General features: G+C 41.5%; 22 protein-coding genes. 17 read left to right on the top strand and 5 right to left on the bottom strand.

Features of this window, described 5'->3' with window-relative positions:
* Window positions 1-29 precede the first annotated feature (29 nt).
* Window positions 30-524: a chemotaxis protein CheW gene (locus tag AN214_RS02785; RefSeq protein WP_054978325.1), complete on the top strand. Its 495-nt coding sequence runs from the start codon at window positions 30-32 to the stop codon at window positions 522-524.
* Complete coding sequence (locus AN214_RS02790; protein WP_010560559.1) at window positions 524-925, top strand: DUF2802 domain-containing protein; 402 nt, start codon at window positions 524-526, stop codon at window positions 923-925. The genes AN214_RS02785 and AN214_RS02790 overlap by 1 nt, the downstream gene beginning before the upstream one ends.
* Before the next feature lie 342 nt (window positions 926-1,267).
* On the opposite strand, the gene AN214_RS02795 is transcribed toward AN214_RS02790, so the two are convergent.
* Window positions 1,268-1,564 carry an EscU/YscU/HrcU family type III secretion system export apparatus switch protein gene (locus tag AN214_RS02795; RefSeq protein WP_054978326.1) on the bottom strand — a complete coding sequence of 99 codons (297 nt, stop codon included), beginning with the start codon at window positions 1,562-1,564 and terminating at the stop codon, window positions 1,268-1,270.
* Window position 1,565: 1 nt separating this feature from the next.
* Window positions 1,566-3,755: a hypothetical protein gene (locus AN214_RS02800; protein WP_054978327.1), complete on the bottom strand. Its 2,190-nt coding sequence runs from the start codon at window positions 3,753-3,755 to the stop codon at window positions 1,566-1,568.
* A 106-nt stretch (window positions 3,756-3,861) separates the two neighbouring features.
* On the opposite strand from AN214_RS02800, the gene ccmA reads away from it, so the two are divergent.
* Genes ccmA through AN214_RS02850 form a run of 10 tightly spaced genes read left to right on the top strand, consistent with a single transcriptional unit; the run spans window position 3,862 to window position 11,618 of the window.
* Complete coding sequence (gene ccmA / locus AN214_RS02805) at window positions 3,862-4,482, top strand: cytochrome c biogenesis heme-transporting ATPase CcmA (RefSeq protein ID WP_010560556.1); 621 nt, start codon at window positions 3,862-3,864, stop codon at window positions 4,480-4,482.
* Window positions 4,483-5,169: a heme exporter protein CcmB gene (gene ccmB, locus AN214_RS02810; protein ID WP_010560555.1), complete on the top strand. Its 687-nt coding sequence runs from the start codon at window positions 4,483-4,485 to the stop codon at window positions 5,167-5,169. It abuts the gene before it with no gap.
* Window positions 5,170-5,171: 2 nt separating this feature from the next.
* Complete coding sequence (locus AN214_RS02815) at window positions 5,172-5,921, top strand: heme ABC transporter permease (protein ID WP_010560554.1); 750 nt, start codon at window positions 5,172-5,174, stop codon at window positions 5,919-5,921.
* Window positions 5,911-6,111, top strand: coding sequence for a heme exporter protein CcmD (gene ccmD, locus AN214_RS02820; protein WP_054978329.1), 201 nt, complete (start codon window positions 5,911-5,913; stop codon window positions 6,109-6,111). Before AN214_RS02815 ends, ccmD begins: the two co-directional genes overlap by 11 nt.
* Window positions 6,108-6,590, top strand: a complete 483-nt coding sequence (gene ccmE / locus AN214_RS02825) for a cytochrome c maturation protein CcmE (protein WP_054978330.1) — start codon at window positions 6,108-6,110, stop codon at window positions 6,588-6,590. Before ccmD ends, ccmE begins: the two co-directional genes overlap by 4 nt.
* Before the next feature lie 2 nt (window positions 6,591-6,592).
* The gene (locus AN214_RS02830; protein WP_054978331.1) at window positions 6,593-8,554 is read left to right on the top strand and encodes a heme lyase CcmF/NrfE family subunit; all 1,962 of its coding nucleotides are present in this window, start codon (window positions 6,593-6,595) and stop codon (window positions 8,552-8,554) included.
* Window positions 8,551-9,120 (top strand): redoxin family protein, encoded by a 570-nt coding sequence (locus AN214_RS02835; RefSeq protein ID WP_054978332.1) that lies wholly within the window; start codon window positions 8,551-8,553, stop codon window positions 9,118-9,120. Before AN214_RS02830 ends, AN214_RS02835 begins: the two co-directional genes overlap by 4 nt.
* The gene (locus tag AN214_RS02840; protein ID WP_054978333.1) at window positions 9,120-9,578 is read left to right on the top strand and encodes a cytochrome c-type biogenesis protein; all 459 of its coding nucleotides are present in this window, start codon (window positions 9,120-9,122) and stop codon (window positions 9,576-9,578) included. Before AN214_RS02835 ends, AN214_RS02840 begins: the two co-directional genes overlap by 1 nt.
* Window positions 9,575-10,834 (top strand): c-type cytochrome biogenesis protein CcmI, encoded by a 1,260-nt coding sequence (ccmI, locus tag AN214_RS02845; protein ID WP_054978334.1) that lies wholly within the window; start codon window positions 9,575-9,577, stop codon window positions 10,832-10,834. The genes AN214_RS02840 and ccmI overlap by 4 nt, the downstream gene beginning before the upstream one ends.
* Before the next feature lie 19 nt (window positions 10,835-10,853).
* On the top strand, window positions 10,854-11,618 hold the full coding sequence (locus AN214_RS02850) for a VacJ family lipoprotein (protein ID WP_082428469.1): 765 nt from the start codon (window positions 10,854-10,856) through the stop codon (window positions 11,616-11,618).
* Between the two features lie 82 nt (window positions 11,619-11,700).
* Here AN214_RS02850 and AN214_RS02855 read toward each other — a convergent pair whose 3' ends face one another.
* Window positions 11,701-12,924 carry an EAL and HDOD domain-containing protein gene (locus AN214_RS02855; RefSeq protein WP_054978335.1) on the bottom strand — a complete coding sequence of 408 codons (1,224 nt, stop codon included), beginning with the start codon at window positions 12,922-12,924 and terminating at the stop codon, window positions 11,701-11,703.
* 248 nt (window positions 12,925-13,172) lie between these two features.
* Between AN214_RS02855 and putP the strand changes: the two genes are divergently transcribed.
* From putP to AN214_RS02870, 3 genes are all read left to right on the top strand, one after another.
* Window positions 13,173-14,657, top strand: coding sequence for a sodium/proline symporter PutP (gene putP, locus AN214_RS02860; RefSeq protein ID WP_054978336.1), 1,485 nt, complete (start codon window positions 13,173-13,175; stop codon window positions 14,655-14,657).
* A 40-nt stretch (window positions 14,658-14,697) separates the two neighbouring features.
* Window positions 14,698-16,302, top strand: coding sequence for a mechanosensitive ion channel family protein (locus AN214_RS02865; RefSeq protein WP_054978337.1), 1,605 nt, complete (start codon window positions 14,698-14,700; stop codon window positions 16,300-16,302).
* A gap of 421 nt (window positions 16,303-16,723) precedes the next feature.
* On the top strand, window positions 16,724-19,003 hold the full coding sequence (locus AN214_RS02870) for a TonB-dependent receptor (RefSeq protein WP_054978338.1): 2,280 nt from the start codon (window positions 16,724-16,726) through the stop codon (window positions 19,001-19,003).
* Window positions 19,004-19,039: 36 nt separating this feature from the next.
* On the opposite strand, the gene AN214_RS02875 is transcribed toward AN214_RS02870, so the two are convergent.
* Window positions 19,040-19,639 carry a hypothetical protein gene (locus tag AN214_RS02875; RefSeq protein ID WP_054978339.1) on the bottom strand — a complete coding sequence of 200 codons (600 nt, stop codon included), beginning with the start codon at window positions 19,637-19,639 and terminating at the stop codon, window positions 19,040-19,042.
* A complete protein-coding gene (locus AN214_RS02880) occupies window positions 19,623-20,543 on the bottom strand; it encodes a hypothetical protein (RefSeq protein WP_054978340.1) in 921 nt (306 codons plus the stop codon). Before AN214_RS02880 ends, AN214_RS02875 begins: the two co-directional genes overlap by 17 nt.
* Before the next feature lie 214 nt (window positions 20,544-20,757).
* Here AN214_RS02880 and AN214_RS02885 point away from each other — a divergent pair, with 214 nt between their 5' ends.
* The gene (locus tag AN214_RS02885; RefSeq protein WP_054978341.1) at window positions 20,758-21,057 is read left to right on the top strand and encodes a hypothetical protein; all 300 of its coding nucleotides are present in this window, start codon (window positions 20,758-20,760) and stop codon (window positions 21,055-21,057) included.
* A gap of 4 nt (window positions 21,058-21,061) precedes the next feature.
* The gene (locus tag AN214_RS02890) at window positions 21,062-21,718 is read left to right on the top strand and encodes an HAD family phosphatase (RefSeq protein ID WP_054978342.1); all 657 of its coding nucleotides are present in this window, start codon (window positions 21,062-21,064) and stop codon (window positions 21,716-21,718) included.
* The last annotated feature ends 1 nt before the right edge of the window (window position 21,719 follow it).

Below are 21,719 nucleotides of genomic sequence, written 5' to 3' on the forward strand. Positions count from 1 at the left end.
ACATATCCACATTGGATAGGAGCTTAAAAATGAGTGAAGAAAGAGTTCTTTCGTCAAATGCAGCCGACGTAAATGATGAAGTATTGCAATGGGTTACGTTTCACTTAGGTGAAGAAACGTACGGTATTAATGTAATGCAAGTGCAAGAAGTGTTGCGTTACAGTGAAATTGCTCCTGTACCAGGCGCTCCGGGTTATGTGCTAGGTATTATTAACCTACGTGGTAACGTAGTTACAGTAATTGATACACGTACTCGCTTTGGTTTACAAAGTGCAGAGGTTACCGATAACTCGCGTATTGTGATTATTGAAGCTGAAAAGCAAGTGATCGGTATTTTGGTTGATAGCGTTGCAGAAGTAGTTTACTTACGCACATCTGAAATCGATAGCGCACCAAATATCGGCACTGAAGAAAGTGCTAAGTTTATCCAAGGTGTTTCTAATCGCGATGGCGAATTACTTATTTTAGTAGATCTAAATAAACTTCTAAGTGATGAAGAGTGGGACGAGCTAAGTAATTTCTAATGATTTGGCAAATTATCTCTATTCTTGCGCTTTGTGTTGCGGTTTGTGCCTGTGTTGTTGCGTTTCGCGCGCTTTCGCGTTTAAAACAGGTGCAAATTGTTAACTCACAAAGTGAATCGCAGTTAACCAAACAGCAAACAATTAATAAAAACGAAATAGAAGAGATCCGTTCGGGCCTACTTAAAATTGGTAAGCACGTGATGGAACTTCAATCTGAAACGCAAGAGCTAAAACAAAAACAACAAGATATTCAGTTGGCTGATCCTGAATCTAAAATTTACTCACGCGCAGTGAAAATGATTGAGCTTGGGGCTGATATTGAAGAAGTGATGCGAGAGTGCGAATTGCCTCGCGCAGAAGCCGAGTTATTATTTACGCTTCATCAAAAAGAAGGTGAGTAATTACTACTTTCTAACCTAGGGCGGCTGCTCTAGGTTACCTTTCCATTGCACCTTAAACTGCGTTAAATGATCGATTAGCGCTAGGCTGCGATATAGAGCTAAATTCACAACGGTTCAATTAGCTTTAGCGTTTACCTTTTTATATTGATTTACTTATGCATACAAAAGTGCAAATAATACCAATTCTATGAAGTGTGAGATCAGGGATAGCGCTGGATAAATGAAATGATAGCAAGGCGGAATTTTTCTTATGTAGTTGTTCTACATTTATACATTCCAACGCAGTTAGCATGGTATTTAGTCCGCTCGGAAAATCAGCTACTTAAGTGAGTTCATATAAGCTTACACTTTTACATCTAATTTATTGTGTAGTGCTAACCAGCCTGGTGGGAACTTTCCTTGCAATACATATGAAAATGCAATGAGTTCAGCAATAACATAATAAAGCTCTTCTGGGATTTCTTGCCCCACCTCGAGGTTTGCTAAGCTGTTTGCTAGCGCTTCGTCTTGATGAAGTAAAATATCATTGTCTTTCGCATATTGAATTATGTGTTCGGCTAATTCACCAAACCCTTTACTGCTTACTTCTGGCGCGCCTTGGCCATCATATATTAAGCCGATTGCTGATTTTTGCGTCATATCACACCTTAATGTTAACTATGCCGGAGCGTGTTGACAGTGATTGTTGTTCTGATACATGAAATTCGCTTTGTGTTACTTCAATACCGTGTTGCGTTAGTTTTTGTTGTAATAAAGGCGCTTGGGTTTTTGCTTTCTCAATCAATCGCGTGTGTGATGAGTTAAAACTGAGAGATAACTGCTTTTTAATAAGCTCTGCACCAATATTTAAAATTGAACTTTCTACTTCAAACGCTAAATTAATACGCCACACAGATACTAATTCGCCGTTTTTCGTTTTTCGTTTTTCTTCTTCAATTGAAATAGGTGTTGTGGTCAGTTTTTCGTTTTGTTGCATGGGTATCGAAAACTGCATATTGACTTGTGGTTGTTCGGTACTGCCTGTTTGTTGTAATGCGCTGCTGGCGTTTCCTTGTATCCCTTTTTGCAGCGCACTAAGGCTGTCTGTCATATTTTTTTGTAGTAATGCTGGTAGCGCTAACTGGCCTTTTAAGGATTTACTGTCTTTTTTATTTGTTAGCCCTTTCGATAGTCCAAGTAAAATGGGCAGTAAATTCTCAAGTTTGCCTTGCAGTTCATGATTGAGCGCTGCCTGTTGAAAAACGCCGTTGCTTGCAAGAGAAATTTTGGCATGTTCCATCGCGCCGAAAGGCGTTTGTAATGTATCAGTTTGGGTATTTTGCAGTGGTGCTACTACCGATTTCAATTGCAGTACAGTTTGTGGCACCGCTGTGCCTTCGCTGATTATTCGTGTAAACGCTTGATTAACTAATCGGGCTAATGGTTCAGGCAGTTTTGGCTCTGACGCAAGTTTACTAATTTGCTGGGTCAAAATACTGAGTGGATTTTGTTTTGCTGTAGCCTCTAGTTTGGCACTAAGCTCGCTATGGTTCGATTTTATATTAGTTGCACTTTGATTAGGCACAACAACTGGAACTTGCAGACTCGCGCTTGGTTTAAGCGAGGGTGTGGTGACAAGTGGGCGAGCGTAAATCGGTGCTTTTTGAACTTGCGCTTCGCTTTGAATAGGCGATGTAGGAAGTTTTTCAGTGCCGCCTTTTATCTCAAATTTAGGTAATGTAACATCTGTTTTTGTATTGGGGCTTGGTGTAGTCACTTGCAAGTTGATACTGCCTTTTGAGGCATGTTTAATCGTGACTTCTCGTCCTGATAATAGCGAACGAATACTTGCCATAATGGGTTCAAGTAGCGGTTTAGCGACACGTGCTTTTAACGACGTAAGTTGATTAATAACGGGTAGCTGATGGCTTTGTGGTTTAGGTGCAGCAATAAAGTCTTGCGCCTTTAGCTGTTTAGTATCTGATTGGGCTAATTTAATCGTCATTTCAAGCTTTGACACAGCGAGTACCGCCTTATCACCTAAATTTTTTAGACTTGGCTTGAGTACTTGATTTGACACGAGGTGACTCTCTAACGGCAATTGAACGGCATTTTGGTTAATTTTAATCGCCAGGGCTTTAGCGGTATCAAGTTGTAGTGGTGCATTTTGCAGTTTGATCAAATCAATTACTTTTTTCATCGACAAAGGTTGGGTTAGCACCGGTTGGCTGTGTTTGTCGAGTTTTACGCTAAAGCTAAACTTGTCTTGTTTGGTCGCTATTTCAATTATTGCGGGTTGATTGTGCTTCACTAAGCTGACTAAGTTTTTTGGTAAATCACTGGTGATTGTTACCTTTTGCGATTCCACTGCAAGCAGATTGGGTTGATTGACAATGTGTGCCGGTAATTTGAGCGTAGGTTGCGTGCTGCTATCGTTTGTGGCGATTTTAAGAAGCTGAAAAACGATGTTATTTGGTAACTTAATTTCATGCTTTGGCAGGGAGACTAACAAATCAGTTAGCGAGGTGCTTAACGTTACTTGTGCCTTATCTGACTGTAACTGTATTGTTTGATTAGGAATAATCAGTTCAATAAGTTTTGGCGTTAATTGGGGTAAATTAAACGACAGCTTATTTTGGCTAATATCAACATTGCTGACATTTAGCGTTTCGTTTAGCAGTGCCGAGAGCAATTTTTGACTTGTTTTTGTGGGTAAATTCAACTGCTGCATTAACTGTTGCAATTGTTTTACTTGGTCTTGCTGTGTGGGGCTTAATTGCGATAACGCACTTTGCTCTGTATCAACAGTGGCGCTACTAACAACATTTAGCAAAGATTGAATATCGGTCATCTGTTTTAAATCAAGCTATTGCCAATTTCTCTTGTCGAGGAGATTACGTTTTACAATACCATTATGTTAGACTAATGCCCAATTTTAGGTCGAGAGATGATTAAACTTGTTAAAAGTAGATTCAATTTGCTGCATTCGGCAAGATAGATGTTTGTTTGAAGATCTCTCTTTTGAATTACATCAAGGGCAAATTGTCCAGTTAGAAGGGCAAAATGGCGCGGGTAAAACCTCGCTACTACGTATTCTGGCGGGATTTGTGCGTGCTGAGTCAGGCAAGGTATTGTGGCAAGGTCAAGACATTGCCAAAGATAATCTGCAATTTGCAAGTGATACACTTTATATTGGTCATAAAACTGGGGTAAATGGGCAATTAACCGCAGTTGAAAATCTTGCCTTCTGGCTTGAAACCCACGGTTTAGAAACACAGCAAGATTTGCACGATGTATTAGCGCAACTTGGCTTAGTTGGCCTTGAAGATGTGCCAGTACGTTTACTCTCGGCTGGGCAACAACGTCGTGTTGCACTTGCGCGCCTTTGGCTTAATAAAGCAACGCTCTGGATGCTCGACGAGCCGTTTACCGCAGTTGATAAAAAAGGCGTTGTGCTGTTACAGCAGCAGTTTAAAAAACATTTAGCACAAGGTGGCGCGATTATTTTAACTAGCCACCAAGACCTAACAGAACACTTCCCCGAGCTGTCGCGCTTAGTATTGGAGTACCGTTTTTAAATGAAAACTCACGATTCTTACTGGCGCTTATTTTCAAGTATTTATAAAAAAGATCTGACGTTGGCATTTCGTCAGCGCTCAGAAATTATCAATCCTGTTTTATTTTTTATTATTGTGATCACCTTATTTCCGTTAGGGGTTGGTCCTGAGCCTAATCTTCTAGCGCGCATGGCACCAGGAATCATTTGGGTAGCGGCATTGCTCTCTACCATGTTAGGTTTAGATAAAATGTTCCGCGATGATTACGTGGATGGTACGTTGGAGCAAATGATGTTGAGTCCATTTCCAACATCATTGACTGTGTTAGCTAAGGTTACTGCACATTGGACGGTTACTGGGTTACCTTTGGTGCTAATGACACCCATGTTCGCCTTATTACTTAATTTAGAAAGCGAAGCGTTAACGGCGACCTTGTTAACGCTACTTATTGGTACGCCGTTATTAAGCCTAATCGGGGCGATAGGTGCGGCGTTAACTGTGGGATTACAAAAAGGCGGCGTACTGCTTAGCTTGTTGGTATTGCCTTTGTATATTCCGGTACTAATTTTTGCGACATCTGCAATCGATGCAGGCTCTATGTCGCTTGACTACTCGGGTCAACTAGCCATATTAGGGGCGCTGCTTGCTGGTGCAAGTGTATTAGCGCCATTTGCCGTTTCATCATCTTTAAAAGTGAGTGTAAGTTAGTTATGTGGAAGTGGTTACATCCATATGCGAAAGCAGAAAAAGCGTATCAAGTATGCAATACCTTGATGCCGTACTTTGCCGTCGTTGCCGTGATTGGTTTGATTGTGGGTTGGACTTGGGGTCTTGCGTATGCGCCAGCTGACTATCAACAAAAAGACAGTTATCGAATTATCTTTATTCATGTTCCTTCCGCCATATTGTCAATGGGGGCTTACACCTCAATGGCAATTACCGCATTTATTGCGATGGTGTGGCAGATCCGAAATGCTGAATTGGCCGTAATTGCTATTGCACCAGTGGGCGCAGCAGTCGCAGCTATTGCATTAATCACAGGTGCTGCATGGGGTAAACCTATGTGGGGCACTTGGTGGGTATGGGATGCGCGCTTAACCACTATGCTGATTTTATTGTTTTTGTATGTTGGTGTGATTGCGCTTTATCACGCGTTTGAAGATAAAGGTGCGGCAGGCCGTGCATCATGTATCTTAGCCATGGTTGGTGTGGTTAATGTGCCTATTATTCATTACTCAGTAGAGTGGTGGAACACCTTGCACCAAGGCTCAACGATTACCAAGTTTGATGGTTCAGCAATTGATAGCAGCATGCTATATCCATTGCTTATTAATATTTTGGCATTTGCATGCTTAATGGCTGTTATCGTGCTAATGCGTTTAAAGAATGAAATTTTAGAAAGAGAAAAGCACCGCCCCTGGGTGCGTAATTTAGTGAGTGGAGGTAAGAATGCAGTTTAACTCGCTTTCAGAATTTTTCGCGATGGGTGGCTATGGCTTTTATGTCTGGCTCTCATATGGGGCATGTGCAGTGATTTTATTAGGTATTTTTATATCGAGTAAACGCACTCACGGCAAAATTTTAGACGATGTAGAATCGCAAATTGCGCGCGAAGCACGTATTAAAAAGGCGAAGGAGCAGGGGCTGTGAATCCAAGACGTAAAAAACGAATGTTTACCATTATTGCGGTGCTTTTGGGTATTGGCTCGGCAATAGGCCTAACGCTTTATGCGTTGCAAGAAAACATCAATTTATTTTATACCCCGTCAGAGCTAATTGAGGGTAAAGGGCCAAATAAAGAAAAGCCATTTATCGGTCAAAAGCTACGCATTGGCGGTATGGTTGTGCCGGGTTCAGTAGTACGTAACGAAGAATCGTTAGATGTTGAATTTAAACTGATTGATACCGGTCCATTAGTAACGATCCGTTATCACGGTATTCTTCCAGACTTATTCCGTGAGGGGCAGGGGATTGTGGCGCAGGGCGTGCTAATAGAGTCTAATGTAATTGAAGCGTTTGAAGTACTGGCTAAGCACGATGAAGAATATATGCCGGCTGATGTTGCAGAAGCAGTTAAGGGCATTAAACACGAAAAACCAAAATATAACCTAAATAACGGCGGTTACTAATTATGATTGCTGAATTAGGCTATTTATCGTTAACGCTGGCGTTAGCGTTTTCGATATTACTCACTGTGTATCCTATGTATGGTGCTGTAAAAGGCAATTTACGCCTAATGCAAAGCGCACCATCGTTTGCCTTAGCGCAGTTTATATTTACCGCGATTTCCTTCGCTATTTTAATTTACGTTACCTTAATTGATGATTTCACAGTGGCGTATGTGGCGAGTCACAGCAGTACTAAGTTGCCTTGGTATTACAAAGTTACCTCTACCTGGGGTGGTCACGAAGGTGCCGTATTACTTTGGGTATTAATGCAAACTGGTTGGACGGCGATTGTTGCATTTGCGTCTAAATCACTGCCGTGGCAATTGCGTGCGCGCGTACTGTCGATTTTAGGCTTCTTAGGCCTTGGCTTCATTCTTTATACGCTGCTAATGTCGAGCCCATTCGAGCGTTTACTGCCTTACTATCCAATTGAAGGGCACGATTTAAATCCATTGTTACAAGATCCGGGCATGATTATTCACCCGCCATTACTGTATATGGGTTACGTAGGTTTATCGGTGTCGTTCGCATTTGCGATTGCGGCGCTTTTAATGGGTAAGTTAGATAATACCTGGGCAAAGTGGTCACGTCCTTGGACGATGGCCGCGTGGTTGTTCTTAACACTTGGTATTACAATTGGTTCTTGGTGGGCCTATGCCGAGCTTGGCTGGGGCGGCTGGTGGTTCTGGGATCCAGTTGAAAATGCATCACTAATGCCATGGCTTGTAGCAACTGCACTTATCCACTCACTTGCGGTAACTGAAAAACGCGGTGTGTTTAAGTCTTGGACGGTATTACTTGCGATTGCTGCGTTCTCGTTAACGCTGCTTGGCACCTTTATTGTACGCTCGGGTATTATTGTATCGGTACACGCCTTTACCACTGATCCGGGTCGTGGCTCGTTTATTCTGTCGTTCCTTGCCATTGTTGTAGGCGGTAGTTTGCTACTTTATGCATTAAGAGCAGGCACGGTCGAATCGACGTCGCGTTATAAGTTTTTCTCTCGTGAAGTAGCGCTGTGGCTCAACAACTTATTATTGTGTGTTTCAATGTTAATAGTACTGCTTGGTACTTTATTGCCTATGGTGCACAAAGAGCTTGGAATGGGCACAATTTCAATTGGTGTACCTTTCTTCAATCAAATGTTCTTCTACTTGTTAATGCCGTTCTCACTACTATTAGGCTTAGGGCCTATGCTGCGCTGGAAACAAAATAAGTTTTCTCATGTAATAAAAAAGCTGGTTGGCGCACTCGTTGTTACAGCTGTTGTTACTTTTGCATGGCTTTATTCAAGTTATGAAAATGTGTCGACTACCACCTTGGTTGGCGTTTTCTTTGCCCTTTGGGTTTGTTTAACAGTGGCGATTGATTTGTTTGAAAAGTTAAGCAAGGAAGATATGTCATTGACAAAGTTGGGTAACAGTTTTTGGGCGATGCATACTGCCCACTTAGGCTTTGCTTTTGTAGTACTCGGTGTCACGCTGACGTCTGCTTACTCGGTAGAGAAACAAGTAAAGGTTAACCCTGGTGAGCAAGTTCAACTCAATGATTACAGCTATCGCTTTGACGGTGTAAAAGCCATTGTTGGCCCTAATTATAAAGGTCATGCTGGCGTTGTAACTGTCTTTAAAGATAACCAAAAAGTAACAGAGCTTTACGCCGAAAAACGTCAGTACGATGTAGGCATGCAAGTGATGACCGAAGCAGCCATCGATGCCAAGTTAAGTCGTGATTTATACCTTGCGTTAGGTGAGCAGCTAAGTAACGGCGCGTGGGCACTGCGTATTTATGAAAAGCCGTTTGTGCGCTGGATGTGGCTTGGCGGTATTTTAATGTCGCTTGCTGGCGTATTTATGATGCTAGATAAACGCTATCGTCGTAAAACGGCGGCATCTAAGGCAACCATTAAAGGGGCGATTGCATGAAAAACAAAACGTTAATGTTAGTGCCGTTTATTGTTTTTGCTGTGCTGTGTGTTTTTTTACTGAAAGGTTTATTTGGTAATCCAAAGGAAATTGAAACTGGGCGTATAGGGCAAACTATGCCAACGTTTAATCTGCCGGATCTAATGGATGAAAATAAGCGCTGGAGCGATAAAAATTTACTTGGTGAAGTGTACTTATTAAATGTGTGGGGTACTTGGTGCCCAACATGTTTAATTGAGTTACCTTATCTGACTAAATTGCGCGGACAAGGCGTAAAAATTATCGGTTTGTATTACGAACAAAACTATGACCCAGACTTCGGTGATGTGTTTGATTTGCCTGCATTGCAAAGTGAAGTAAAGGGTATGTTGGCGCGCACAGGTGACCCGTATCAATTTAACATTCTCGATCTTAATCGCACACTGGCGTTAGATTTAGGTGTTTCGGGTGCGCCAGAGCACTTCCTAGTAGATAAAAACGGTAAGATAATTTTACATCACACCGGTGATATTAATGAACGAGTATGGCGTGCCAAGTTTGCACCTAAGTTATTAGAGCTCCAGTAATGAAGAATTTTTTAATGGTTTTATTAACGGTATTTGCTGCGCAGCTATTTGCCGCCGAGAACCAATATCAATTTAATAGCGCAGAAGAAGAGCAATTATTTCGCCAATTAACGGCTGAATTACGTTGCCCTAAATGTCAAAACCAAAATATTGCAGACTCTGATGCAGTGGTTGCCAAAGACTTACGTGATAAAGTGCTTCAGCTAGTACAAGAGGGCAATACTAAAGATCAAGTGGTTGACTATATGATCGATCGCTATGGTTATTTTGTTCACTACAAGCCGCCAGTGACACCGTTAACACTGCTTCTTTGGGTGTTACCACTTGGCTTTGTGTTGCTTGGTTTTGTGCTAATTCTTTTTAAGCAAAAGAAACAAGCGCAAAGTCGTTCAACGTGGACAGATGCAGATGAACAAAAACTGTCAAAACTGATTGCCAAGTATAAGGAAGTAGCATGATCACCTCATTTTATATCTATGCTGCGGCGTTAATTGTATTTGGTTTATTGTTTGTTGTTTTTCCATTTATCCGCAAAGAAAAAGCGGTAAAAACGAGTCCTAATGCGAACGCACTTCGTATTTCAGATTATGAGTCGCGCCTTGATGAACTAAAGCAAGAAGTTGATACCAGTAAGCTGAGTGACGATGCCTATAACACTGCGGTAATAGAGCAAAAGCAAGCTTTGTTACAAGAGCTTGCGCCTGAGCAACAATTAAATCAGCGTGGTAACCGCTCGGTTATTGCGCTCACGGCAAGTATGTTTACGCTAACATTCTGCGCGGTGTTTTATTTAATGACAGGCAGCTTTAATTTACTTACTCAGTGGCAGCAAGCGAAAGATAACTTGCCAGAGCTCGGCAAGCGCGCGGTATTGCAGCAGGGCGAACCATTGTCTAATAATGAGATGCAGCAGCTGGCGTTAGGTCTTCGCACTAAATTAGCCGAGCAAGGCGACGACGAGATGGCTTGGTTGTTACTCGGACGTATTATGCTTATGCTAAATGATTTTGAAGCAGCAAACATGTCGTTCGATAAAGCGCTTGCGATGAACCCCAAAAGCGTAAATGCGTTGGTTAGTAAGGCACAAGTGCTGATGCTTGAAGGTTCAGAAAGTTCGATGAATCAAGCAGCGAAGGCGGTGTCTCAAGTATTAAAGTTAGAGCCAAGCAATACTGACGCACTCTCAATGCTAGCATTAATTGCTTATGAGCGTGGTGATTGGCAACAGTCACTGGCCGCATTTGAGCTTATTCTGGGACGCATGTCGACAACTAACCCGAGTTATGCAATGTTGTCAGCGCGCGTTGAAGAGTTAAAAGCAAAGGTTGCTGAGCAATCTAACACTTCTAAACAAAATTCACTTGGACAAGGGCGTTCAGTCGCGGTAAATATTACGTTATCAGATGAACTGAAAGACAAATTACCGCGTAATGGAGTGTTATTTGTCTTTGCAAAAGCCGAAAGCGGTCCACTAATGCCGTTAGCTGTTGTGAAAAAATCACAATGGCAATTACCGCTGCAAGTAACGTTATCAGAAAGTGACGCGATGGTTGCGGGCATGAGTTTTGCTGAGTTTAACCGCGTTAAAGTGATAGCGCGTGTGAGTAATGACGATAAAGTTGATACGCAAGCTGGCGAACTTGAAGGACAGACCAAAGGTTTTGATATCGAGCAAGTCAATCAAGTTGAATTAACGATTGATACATTACTGTAAGTTTTAATAGGGATACTGAGTGCTTAATCAAAAAATCCAGTCTGTGTTTAGCCTGTTAGCGGCAGTTATTGTACTGCTGCTCGCAGGTTGCGCACAGGTGCCACCAGAAAAAGACGATCCACGAGATCCGTTGCAATCGATGAACCGTCCGATTTATGACTTTAATATGGATGTGTTGGATGCGTACGTATTGCGCCCAGCTGCGGTAGGTTACAGCAAGGTAACGCCTCAGCCCGTGCGTAATGGTTTAGTTAATGCAACGAATAATCTCGATGCGCCAATTGATGCAACAAACTCGTTGCTGCAGGGCAAGGTTTCAAATTCGGGCGTTAGCGTTGCACGCTTTTTAGTGAACTCGACTGTCGGTATTTTTGGTATTTTTGATGTTGCCTCAGAGATTGGTTTGGTTGAAGAGCCGGAAGACTTTGGTCAAACACTGGGAGTATGGGGCGCCGATAACGGGCCTTATTTAATGTTCCCTGCTTACGGCCCAAGTACGGCGAGAAATATCTCTGGTGATGTGATGGACGCATTTGTATTGCCAAGTATTTCCCTTGGTACGCCAGCCACAATTGGTAAGTGGGTGATCAAAGTGTTAGAGGCGCGTGCATCGCTTATTCCTCAGGAGGCTTTGCTGAACGAATCACTCGATCCATATTTGTTTATGAAAGATATTTATCTTCAGCGTCAGCTTTACGAACTGCATGATGGTAATCCACCGTTACCAAAAGTCGAAAAGACCGAAGAAGAAACTGCGAATGACGATTTCTTCGAGAATTTGTAAAGTGCTAAAGAATTTCGCTTAAGACATAAAAAAACCGACTTAATTGTCGGTTTTTTATGTGCAAAATAGATCGTCTCTGAGTTTAGTTACTCATTGCTTCCATTTGTAAATTAGCCCACTGCAATGCATCGTGGTATGCAGTGGGAATATCATCTGCATTTAAGTTCAGTTTGGTTTGAATCTCATTGGCTTCTTGCCATTTTGCTTGTTCATACGCTTCAACCAAGCCAAGGTAGTCTGCTAAACGGCCTTCACGCTTTATAATGGCAAGTTTAATCTCTTCAGAAAGCGGTAGCTTTTCTAAAATGGCGTCCATCGACTGATCTAAAATACCGTCAATAAGCGATAACATGCCAGTTAAAAACGCTTTAGATGATTCTTGGAACTGACCTGATTGTTCAGATAGTTGCTCAGCAAACTTAGCACGTGTTAAGCAAAGGCGCATTAGTTCCGGTGGCTTATCTGAAGCAACTTGCGCGGTAAATAGTACTGATAAGAAACGTTTTAACTCTTCTACACCGAGTACAACCAATGCTTGTTTAATAGTGCTAATTTCTGCGCGACGCTTAAATGCCGCTGAATTTGAATAACGTAATAACTTGTACGATAAGTTAACATCACGCTCAAATACTTCGGTTACTTTCTTTAAGTCCATATCTGGGCTTGATGTTTGGTAAAGCAGTTCAGCTAATGTCATTTCGTTTGGCGCTAGCGCACGGCTTTGTACCACTTCAGGTTTAGCAAAGAAGAACCCTTGGAAGTAATCAAATCCAAGTTCCATTGCTTTTTCAAATTGCTCAGGTGTTTCTACTTTTTCTGCGAGAAATTTGATGCTTGGGAAGTCTTTGGTTTGAGCAATGATTTCTTGTATTTGCTCAAGTGAGGTGTCGAGCCAGTCAATTTTGATAATATCGACGAAAGGGTAGAAGTGACGCCATACGGGGGCATGTTTGTAGTCGTCTAACGCAATCGTATAGCCCATTTCTTTGAGTTCTTTTACGGCGGCTAATAGGCGTTTGCCCGGTTGTACGGTTTCAAGTATTTCAACAACCACTTCTTTTGTCTCAAGGGTTTTTGCATACCCTTTAAGTAGCGTCTCAAGAGTGAAATTGATAAACGCAGGCTTATCGCCTGTCATATCCTCTAAACCAAGGCTTAATTGGCTACCCTCAATTAAACGTGATGTTGCTTCGTCTTCGTTTATATTAGGAAATACATTTTCTAAACTGTCTCTGAAAAGTAGTTCGTAGCCAATTAGCTTCTTTTCTCGGTTTAGAATAGGCTGTCTCGCTGCATAAAAATACATAAAAGCAGAGGTCCTGTATGTTGTCTTTAGAATTTTTTATGACTTGAATATAGGATAATTGAGTGTGCATTTCACCTGTTTTTGGTTATTTTTTCCTAGGTGAACAAATTTGACGCACTATCAGTTGCATTAATCGCAAGAAATAAACAAATCAAAGTAATGTTTTGATATAGTGAAATATTATGACAGCTCGCATTTGATGTGAAAATGCGAATAAAGTACTAAGTTTAGTACCTAGGAGAGATAACTTGGAATTTGGCACAATTTTTTCGTTAGCCTTATATTTTATCGTGATGTTAGGCATTGGTTTTTATGCTTATAAAAAGTCAACGAGTGACGTATCAGGCTATATGTTAGGTGGTAGAAATTTAAGCCCAAGTGTTACGGCATTATCGGCGGGCGCATCCGATATGAGTGGCTGGATGCTAATGGGTCTGCCAGGTGCAATGTACTTGTCGGGACTCAGTAGTGCATGGATTGGCATTGGTTTGATTATTGGTGCGTATCTTAACTATCTGATTGTTGCACCGCGTTTGCGTAGTTATACCGAATTGGCAAATGACTCAATTACGCTTCCTGATTTTTTCGAAAACCGATTTAACGATGATAAGCGCGTGCTACGCGTTATTTCATCAATTGTAATTATTGTATTTTTTACACTTTACACCTCATCTGGTGTGGTTGCAGGCGGCAAGCTGTTTGAATCAAGTTTTGGCTTAAGCTACGAGTTAGGTTTGTATGTAACTGCTGGCGTTGTTGTTGTGTACACATTGTTTGGTGGGTTTTTGGCGGTTAGCCTGACTGACTTTGTACAAGGTTGCATTATGTTTTTAGCCTTGGTATTGGTGCCGTTTGTGGTACTAAGTGAAGTTGGCGGATTATCTAATGCGGTGGCAACGGTAGAACAAATTAACCCAAGCTTACTCAGTTTTGCGTCGGGTGTTTCTGTACTGGGTGTTATTTCTGCGATGGCATGGGGTTTAGGTTATTTTGGACAACCACATATTATTGTGCGCTTTATGGCTATTCGCTCAGTTAAAGATTTACCAACGGCGCGTCGTATTGGCATGAGTTGGATGATTGTGTCGCTTATCGGTGCATTAGCGACAGGGTTTGTTGGTGTTGTGTATGTCAATCAAACGGGTACTGAATTAAAAGATGCTGAAACCATCTTTATTTTATTATCGCAAGTATTGTTTCACCCATTAATTGCAGGCTTTTTATTAGCAGCAATTCTAGCTGCGATTATGAGTACGATTTCATCACAGCTGTTGGTAACGTCTAGCTCGCTTACTGAAGATATTTACAAAGCGTTCTTTAATCAGCAAGCGTCACAAAAAACCTTAGTAACGGTTGGCCGTATTTCAGTGCTTGCTGTAGCGCTGCTTGCTATATTCCTTGCTTACGATCGTAATAGTTCAATTTTAAGTTTAGTAAGTAATGCATGGGCTGGTTTCGGTGCGGCATTTGGTCCGGTTGTTATCTTAAGCTTGTATTGGGCGCGTATGACTAAGCAGGGGGCGCTTGCGGGTATTATTTCGGGTGCGGTGACAGTTTTACTGTGGATTTATTTACCAATTAGTGTAAATGGTGATAGCTTAAGTAGCTTAATGTACGAAATCGTACCCGGCTTTATTATTGCTACGTTGGCGATTGTGATTGTCAGTCGTCTCACTGATGAACCAAGTAACGAACAAGTAGCGTTATTTAATAAGGTAAAAAGCCACAGTTAATCGCTAAAATAAACTCAAATGTGAATAGGGAATGTAGCACATGAAAGACACAATCTGGCACAGTTTGCTTTTGAGTTTATTCCTGTTTTTCGGCGTCGCGTTAGCGCAGCCGAAAAACGAAGTAACCGTTAAAGATTTGCTTGAACAAGAAGACGTTGAGCAAACTCATTCACAAGACAAGTCACTTAACACCTTTATCGGCTGGGATATGCTCGGTCGCGAAACACCACGCAGCAGCATGCAAGGGTTTTTAACCGCCGCACGTCAATCAGATTATGAACAGGCTGCAAATTACCTCGATTTTCGCAATCTACCATTTAAGGTAGAAGAGACACATAAAGCTGAAATCGCCCGCCAATTACATGTTAGTTTAGACCGTGCGCTTTGGGTTGATATTGATGGCTTATCGAACGACCCATTAGGCACCTTGCCTGAAAATGTACCTGACTACCGCGATTTAGTTGGCTCCATAGATACGCCTGAAGGCAAAGTTGCCGTGTTGCTGCAACGAGTTCCGTTTAACGATAATCGCATTTGGAAAATTTCTAATGCGACGGTGGCAAAAACCCCGCTGCTCGATAAGTACTACGGCTACAGCGAGTTAGGTGAATGGCTATCGATGAATTTGCCAAGTTATCGCTTTATGGGGGTGATGTTATGGCAATGGCTTTATTTTTCGGTAACCTTGCTGCTTTATGTGGTGCTTGCCTCAGTGGGCTTTTGGCTGTTAATCCGTATTACCCGTTTTGCCAATCTCAAAGTCGCTAATTATTTGCAGTTTCTCTATGGTCCATTAAGCTTTTTGACTGCAACGATTCTAGCGCGCAATTACGCAGATACCTCGAATGTAACTTTTGCGGTAAAAGCCGTTGCTGAAGCGTCGACATTGTCTATTTTTGCGTGGTTGTGGTTTTTATGGCGAATTGCCGATTTGTTCAAGCAAAAGTATTCAGAAAAACTAATTGCCGAGGGAAAAGATCATGCAACTTACTTACTAAGGCCAGCAGGCAATGTCACTAAGTCATTATTGGTGATTGCAGCTGCCTTAATTTGGTTAGAGAATTTAGGATTCAGTGCCACTACCATTATGGCTGGTTTAGGAATTGGCGGTTTGGCTGTTGCACTTGCGGCGCAAAAGTCGGTCGAGAACTTAATTGGGGCGATCACTCTCTATTCATCAACGCCCGTTAAAGTAGGGAACTTATGCCGTATTGGCCAGTTTATTGGCACAGTTGAAGAGATTGGCTTACGCGCCACTCGCGTGCGCACTATTGAACGTACAGTGGTGTACATTGCCAACGCTAAGTTTATTGATATGGAAATTGAAAACTTTTCGGAACGTGAAAAGATGGCGTTTCGTCCTAAGTTATTGCTTGCGATGCCAGAGTCAAACAGCCAGTTGGAGCAGTTTAATGTGGCGCTAAAGGCCTTGTTAGATAATCACGAGTTGATAGATGAAAATCCGTGTCGTGTTTATTTTAAAGGGTTTAGCCCGTTTGCTGTTGAATTGTACGTACTGTCGTATATTGCTACCACAAACTTCGAAACCTACTTGCAAGTTAGTGATGAAATTCACTTTCAAATTATGGCATTGTTGCATCAACATCAACTTACTTTGGCATCACCGGAGTTACTCTCAGCATAAAAATGTAAATTTAATGTAACTGCTGTGCGGCCATTTGTCCTTTCTTTAAATGTACTTTTTTAGAGTATTTTGCAAAAAATGCTGCTAAAAGATGCAAAAAAGTGCATTTAAACTATATTTCATATTCGATCTGTTGAAACTTTTCAAGGATATATGTCCTTTTTAAACGGTGGCGATTTGTATTATTTTTGCCGCAAATGGATACGGGTGTAAACAACATGTTAACCGAAAGGCTGGCTGTTGCGGCGATGTTCAACCCGCAGTATTAAGTACTCGTATTGATGGGTCCGCGTTAAACACGTGTAAAGTTGAACTTCGCCATTCACTTTAAAAGGATACAAGCATGATTATGACTGTCTCAAGGCAACTGAGTTCAGCTAATCAAACGTTTTATTTTGAGTGCACAAGGTTTTAAACCACCATGAAATATCTACAAAAGTCAAAGCTAGCTAAATTAATTCAAGGCTCGTTATTCTCATCATTAGTTTTATCAGGTGCTGCGGTTGCACAGGGTGAAGAAGCAGGCGCTGAATCTGCACAATTAGAAGTGATTCAAGTAACTGCTCGTAAACGTGTTGAGAACGCGCAAGAAGTGCCTGTTGCGGTTTCTGCGCTACAAGGCGATAACCTAGACGCATACAGTTCTGCTGGTATGGATATCCGTTTTATGAACGCGAAAATCCCAAGCTTATCAGTTGAATCTTCTTTTGGTCGTACTTTCCCACGTTTTTACGTGCGCGGTTTAGGTAACACCGATTTCGATCTGAATGCATCACAGCCAGTATCGTTAGTGGTAGACGACGTTGTACAAGAAAGCCCAATTTTAAAAGGCTTTCCGGTATTTGATGTTGAGCGTGTAGAAGTACTTCGTGGCCCTCAAGGTACATTATTCGGCCGTAACACGCCTGCAGGTCTTGTAAAGTTTGACTCAGTTAAGCCGTCGCAAGAATTTGAAGGTTACGGTGCATTATCTTACAGCACATTTAATTCAGTAGATTTTGAAGGTGCTGTAGGCGGTGGTTTAACCGATAACCTTTCAGCTCGTGTTTCAGTACTTAAGCAAACGCGCGATGATTATATTGATAACCGTGCGCCAAATAACTTCATCAATGATGTAACCGGTGGTTACGATGAGCAAGCGGCACGTATTCAATTTTTATATGAAGCAGGTGATTTTACTGCGTTACTAAATTACCACACGCGTGATTTAGATGGTAAGCCAATTGTTTTCCATGCAAATGCAATTGAAAAAGGCACAAACAAGCCTGTTGCAGGTTTTGATCCTGAAGTGATTTACCAAGACTCAGTACAATTTGCTACACAGCAAGTTGAGTCTCAAGGTTCAAGCCTCAAATTAGAGTATGATTTTGAAGATCACACACTAACGTCAATCACTGGTTGGGAAAGCGCTGAGATTTACTCACGTGCAGACGTTGATGGTGGTTATGGTTGTGGTAACGATTTTGTATTTGGTTGTCCAACACCTGAAATGGGCCCTGGCTTCATTTTCCTTGCATCAGAAAGTGCTGATGCAATCCCATCACATGACCAAATCTCACAAGAAATTCGTTTAGCAAGTAACTTTGCGGGTGATTTTAATTACCAAGTGGGTGCTTACTACTACAATGAAGAACAAACAATTGAAACCTTTGGTTTTGATGGTTTAGGTGGCGACTTTAACTGGGGTTATGTATTCCAAGAGCAAGATACAACGGCTTGGGCTGTTTTTGCTTCGGCAGATTATCACGTTTCAGATAAGTTAAAAGTGAGTGGTGGTCTTCGTTATTCAGATGACAAGCGTGATTTTAGAGCGGTACGTCTGGTAACTCCGGGTGATTTCAACAATATCGACTTAGAAAAATCTGCTAACCCAGAAGATTCACACGTATCATGGGACTTAAGTGCAGCTTATAAGCTTACTGATGATGTAAACCTATTCGCACGTGCAGCAAACAGCTTCCGTGCACCAAGTGTTCAAGGTCGAATCTTATTTGGTGACGAAGTAACTGTAGCTGACTCTGAAACTATCAACTCAATTGAGTTTGGTGTTAAGTCAGATGTATTAGATGGCCGTGGCCGTGTAAATGCGACAACATATTACTTCCAGATGGATGACCAGCAAGTAACTGCAGTAGGTGGTTCTGCAAACTTTAACCGTTTACTTAACGCTGATAAAACAGTTGGTTACGGTCTAGAGTTAGATTCAGAGTGGATTTTAACTGATGAGCTATTCGCTACATTCAACATCAGCTACAACAAAACTGAATTACAAGACAACTCACTGTTCTTGCAAGGCTGCTTTAACTGTACAATTACAGACCCATTTGTTGAAGGTAAAGGCTATAGCTTAGACGGCAACAGCTTACCACATTCACCAGAGTGGATTTCTAACTTCACACTACGCTACAGCAAAGAAATTGGCGACGGTGAGTTCTTCGCATACACTGATTGGTCTTACCGCAGTGAAATTGACTTCTTCTTATATGAGTCAGTTGAATTTGAAGGCGAAGCATTACTAGAAGGCGGTATTCGCTCAGGTTACCTGTGGGAAGCTGGCGACAACGAATACGAAGTATCTGCATTTGTTAGAAATATTACTGATGAGCAAGTATTCATTGGTGGTGTAGATTTCTCAAACAATGCCGCTATGGTAAACCAACCTCGTATTATGGGTGTTGAGTTTAAGGTGTCATTTTTCTAAGCACCTATTTATTTAGATTTCATAGCAGAAAGCCCATCAGTTGATGGGCTTTTTTTCGTTTTGAGATTGATAAAAAACACCATGAGAGGTTTTGTTAGGTATTGGACCGTGGAAAATATTTTTTTCTGATGCATTATCCTCTTCGGTTATGTACACCACCCAATAGTGACCATGACTTGTGCTTGGTAAATAAATGTGTGCAGCTCCGATAAGTGTTTGTTTTCGATAAAATGCATTGCGTGCTAAAAGGTGATCTGCATGAGAAGTCGATTCTTTAAAACTTTTCCAAACTACTTCAGGCGATTTTTGTCCGCCTGCTAATGCTTCTACTTGATTGGCATTACCAATACCATAATAAATGGGCAGTTCAACACCTTGATCACGTAACCTACCATTAGCTCGCCCATGAAAAACGAATTCGGTTTCGGCCATTTCAGCTACTTTCTCAATAGCTGCGGTAACTAGTCTCTTGTCACATCTCAATTTGGTACGCTGCTGTTCGTGGTCACTTATAATGAGATCGACTAAGTGCTGAGAGTATTTATCGCTGGCGCATTGAGTATTGTATTCATTCGCATAAATCGAAGTTGTAATTAGAGCTGCATTAAAAATTAATGCTTTAAAAATCGGGCGCATTTAGTATTTTCCAGTCTGAAGTGAGAGGGTGGTTAATGCCCACCGCCAAATAAGCGCTACTGATTTTATTTTGCTTATGAAGTTGCTTAAGCCCTTTATTTAATGCGTCTGCAATATGTTGATAATTAGGAAATTGAGTTGATATTGCGAAATGACGGCTATCCCACAGTACCGCTTTTACATTTGGAACAGGCGTTAACTGTTCAAAGCTTAAATCATTGTCATTTATGCGAAAATGCAGCAAGGTAAAATCGGCAATTTCACTTTTAACAAGGCGCTTCATGTTTGGAAATGATTCGATATGTGCCAGCTTAATTGGGTTTAACTGATTAATTGCCTGCCAGTCAGCACTCCAAAAGCGATTTGAAATTGCGGTTAAGCGCGACACATCATCTTTGTTTTGCGCCTTTAATGCGCGCTCGTTATTTACTGACGTATATAAGCCAACGTCGTATTCACCATTGCGAATAACCGCTTGGCTCGAGAGTAATGTATTGGGATGACTTGTAATATCAGAAAGCCATAGCGTGTCGGCACTTAGTGCGTATTTTCCGCTTTTGAGTAGTTCGATATTGCGGCCATATACTGAATTATCAAAATATACTAAACGACACTGGCACTTGCCTAAGTGCAGTGCTTGATTGAGTAGAATCACATCAACTAAATCACGACCCTGCGGTAAATTTGAAAAATCTGAGATAGCCAGAATATCCGTCTGTTTACTTAAGCGTTGTAAGTGTAATTTGACATCCTCAGCAATTAAAACGGGTACATCAATAAGTTCTTTAGATTCAGCATTAGATTGAACGCTAAACCCGAATATCAGCAATAAAACTACTTTTTGCAACCACATAATTTCTACACTAAATTGCTTGTTTATTTGATATACAAACAGTTTGCGCATATTTATGCAAGTTTTATGCAGTTGGATTTTGCATACTTTATGTTTATTTCGGACACCCAAACTAGGTTAATCTAGCTTTACTACTGAGAGATGGTATTTATTTCATATAACGTTAAATTGAAGTCAGTATAAATAACCGTTAGCAGCACATTAGTTATCCATATCTGAGGTGAAATATGCTACAGTCAGCGCGCGTTAACTAGAGGAAAATATTATGTCTGCATTTTGGAATTATCGCGTTATTGAGTGCCCAAGTGATGAAGGTACACTGTTTCAAGTACATGTTGTTGAATACAATATTAATGGTAAAGCAGTTAATTGGTCTGAAACGGCTGAAGGCTCTTTTGGTACGAGTTTAACGGGCTTAGCAGAAGATATTGAGCGTCAAAAACAGGCTTTAGAAAAGCCAGTGCTCACCGTAAAACGCTTAGCGCGTGGTTATGAATTGGTTGAAGTGGAAAGTGGTGACGTAGCAAATTCGCCAGTACCAGAGTCACTACAAGAGCAAGGTTAAGGTAATGCCATTAAGTGCAATTTATTTTGACTTAGATGGTACCTTGGTTGATTCCGAGCATTTGCATGCCGTTAGTTGGAACAAAGTACTTGCGATGTTTGATTTACACTTTAGTGAGGCTGAGTTTTGCCAGCAGTTTGCTGGTAAACCAACGCTTGAAGCCGCTAAAGTGCTGGTTGAAGAGCACCAGCTGAGTTTATCCGCATCGGCATTAGCAAAGAAGAAACACACTGTATTCGCTGAGATATCTAAATTGCATTTACCCGCATTGTTACCGGGTGCGAAAGCGTTGCTAGCCTGGTGTCGCGAGCAGGGGGTAAAGGTTGCGTTAGTGACCGGGAGTGCGAAAGAAGAAGCGCATTCTATTTTGACAGGACACGATCTTGCAAAGTACTTTGATGTGATTTTCACACGTGATGATGTTGAACAGCCAAAACCGCATCCAGAGCCTTATTTAAGGGCAATCGCACATTTTTCATTAACAGCAAGTTCAGGACTTGCGGTTGAAGATACCGTTACTGGCTCTAGCAGTGCCAAATCAGCCGAACTATACACTGTTGTGGTGCCTAATAAATACAGCCTAAGTGCTGACTTTTCACACGCTGATGATCGCTGTTCATCGCTTTTTGATGTTCAAGCACTTATCGCCAGCAAACTTTAAA

The organism is Pseudoalteromonas sp. P1-9, from assembly GCF_001399975.1.
GTDB lineage: Bacteria > Pseudomonadota > Gammaproteobacteria > Enterobacterales > Alteromonadaceae > Pseudoalteromonas.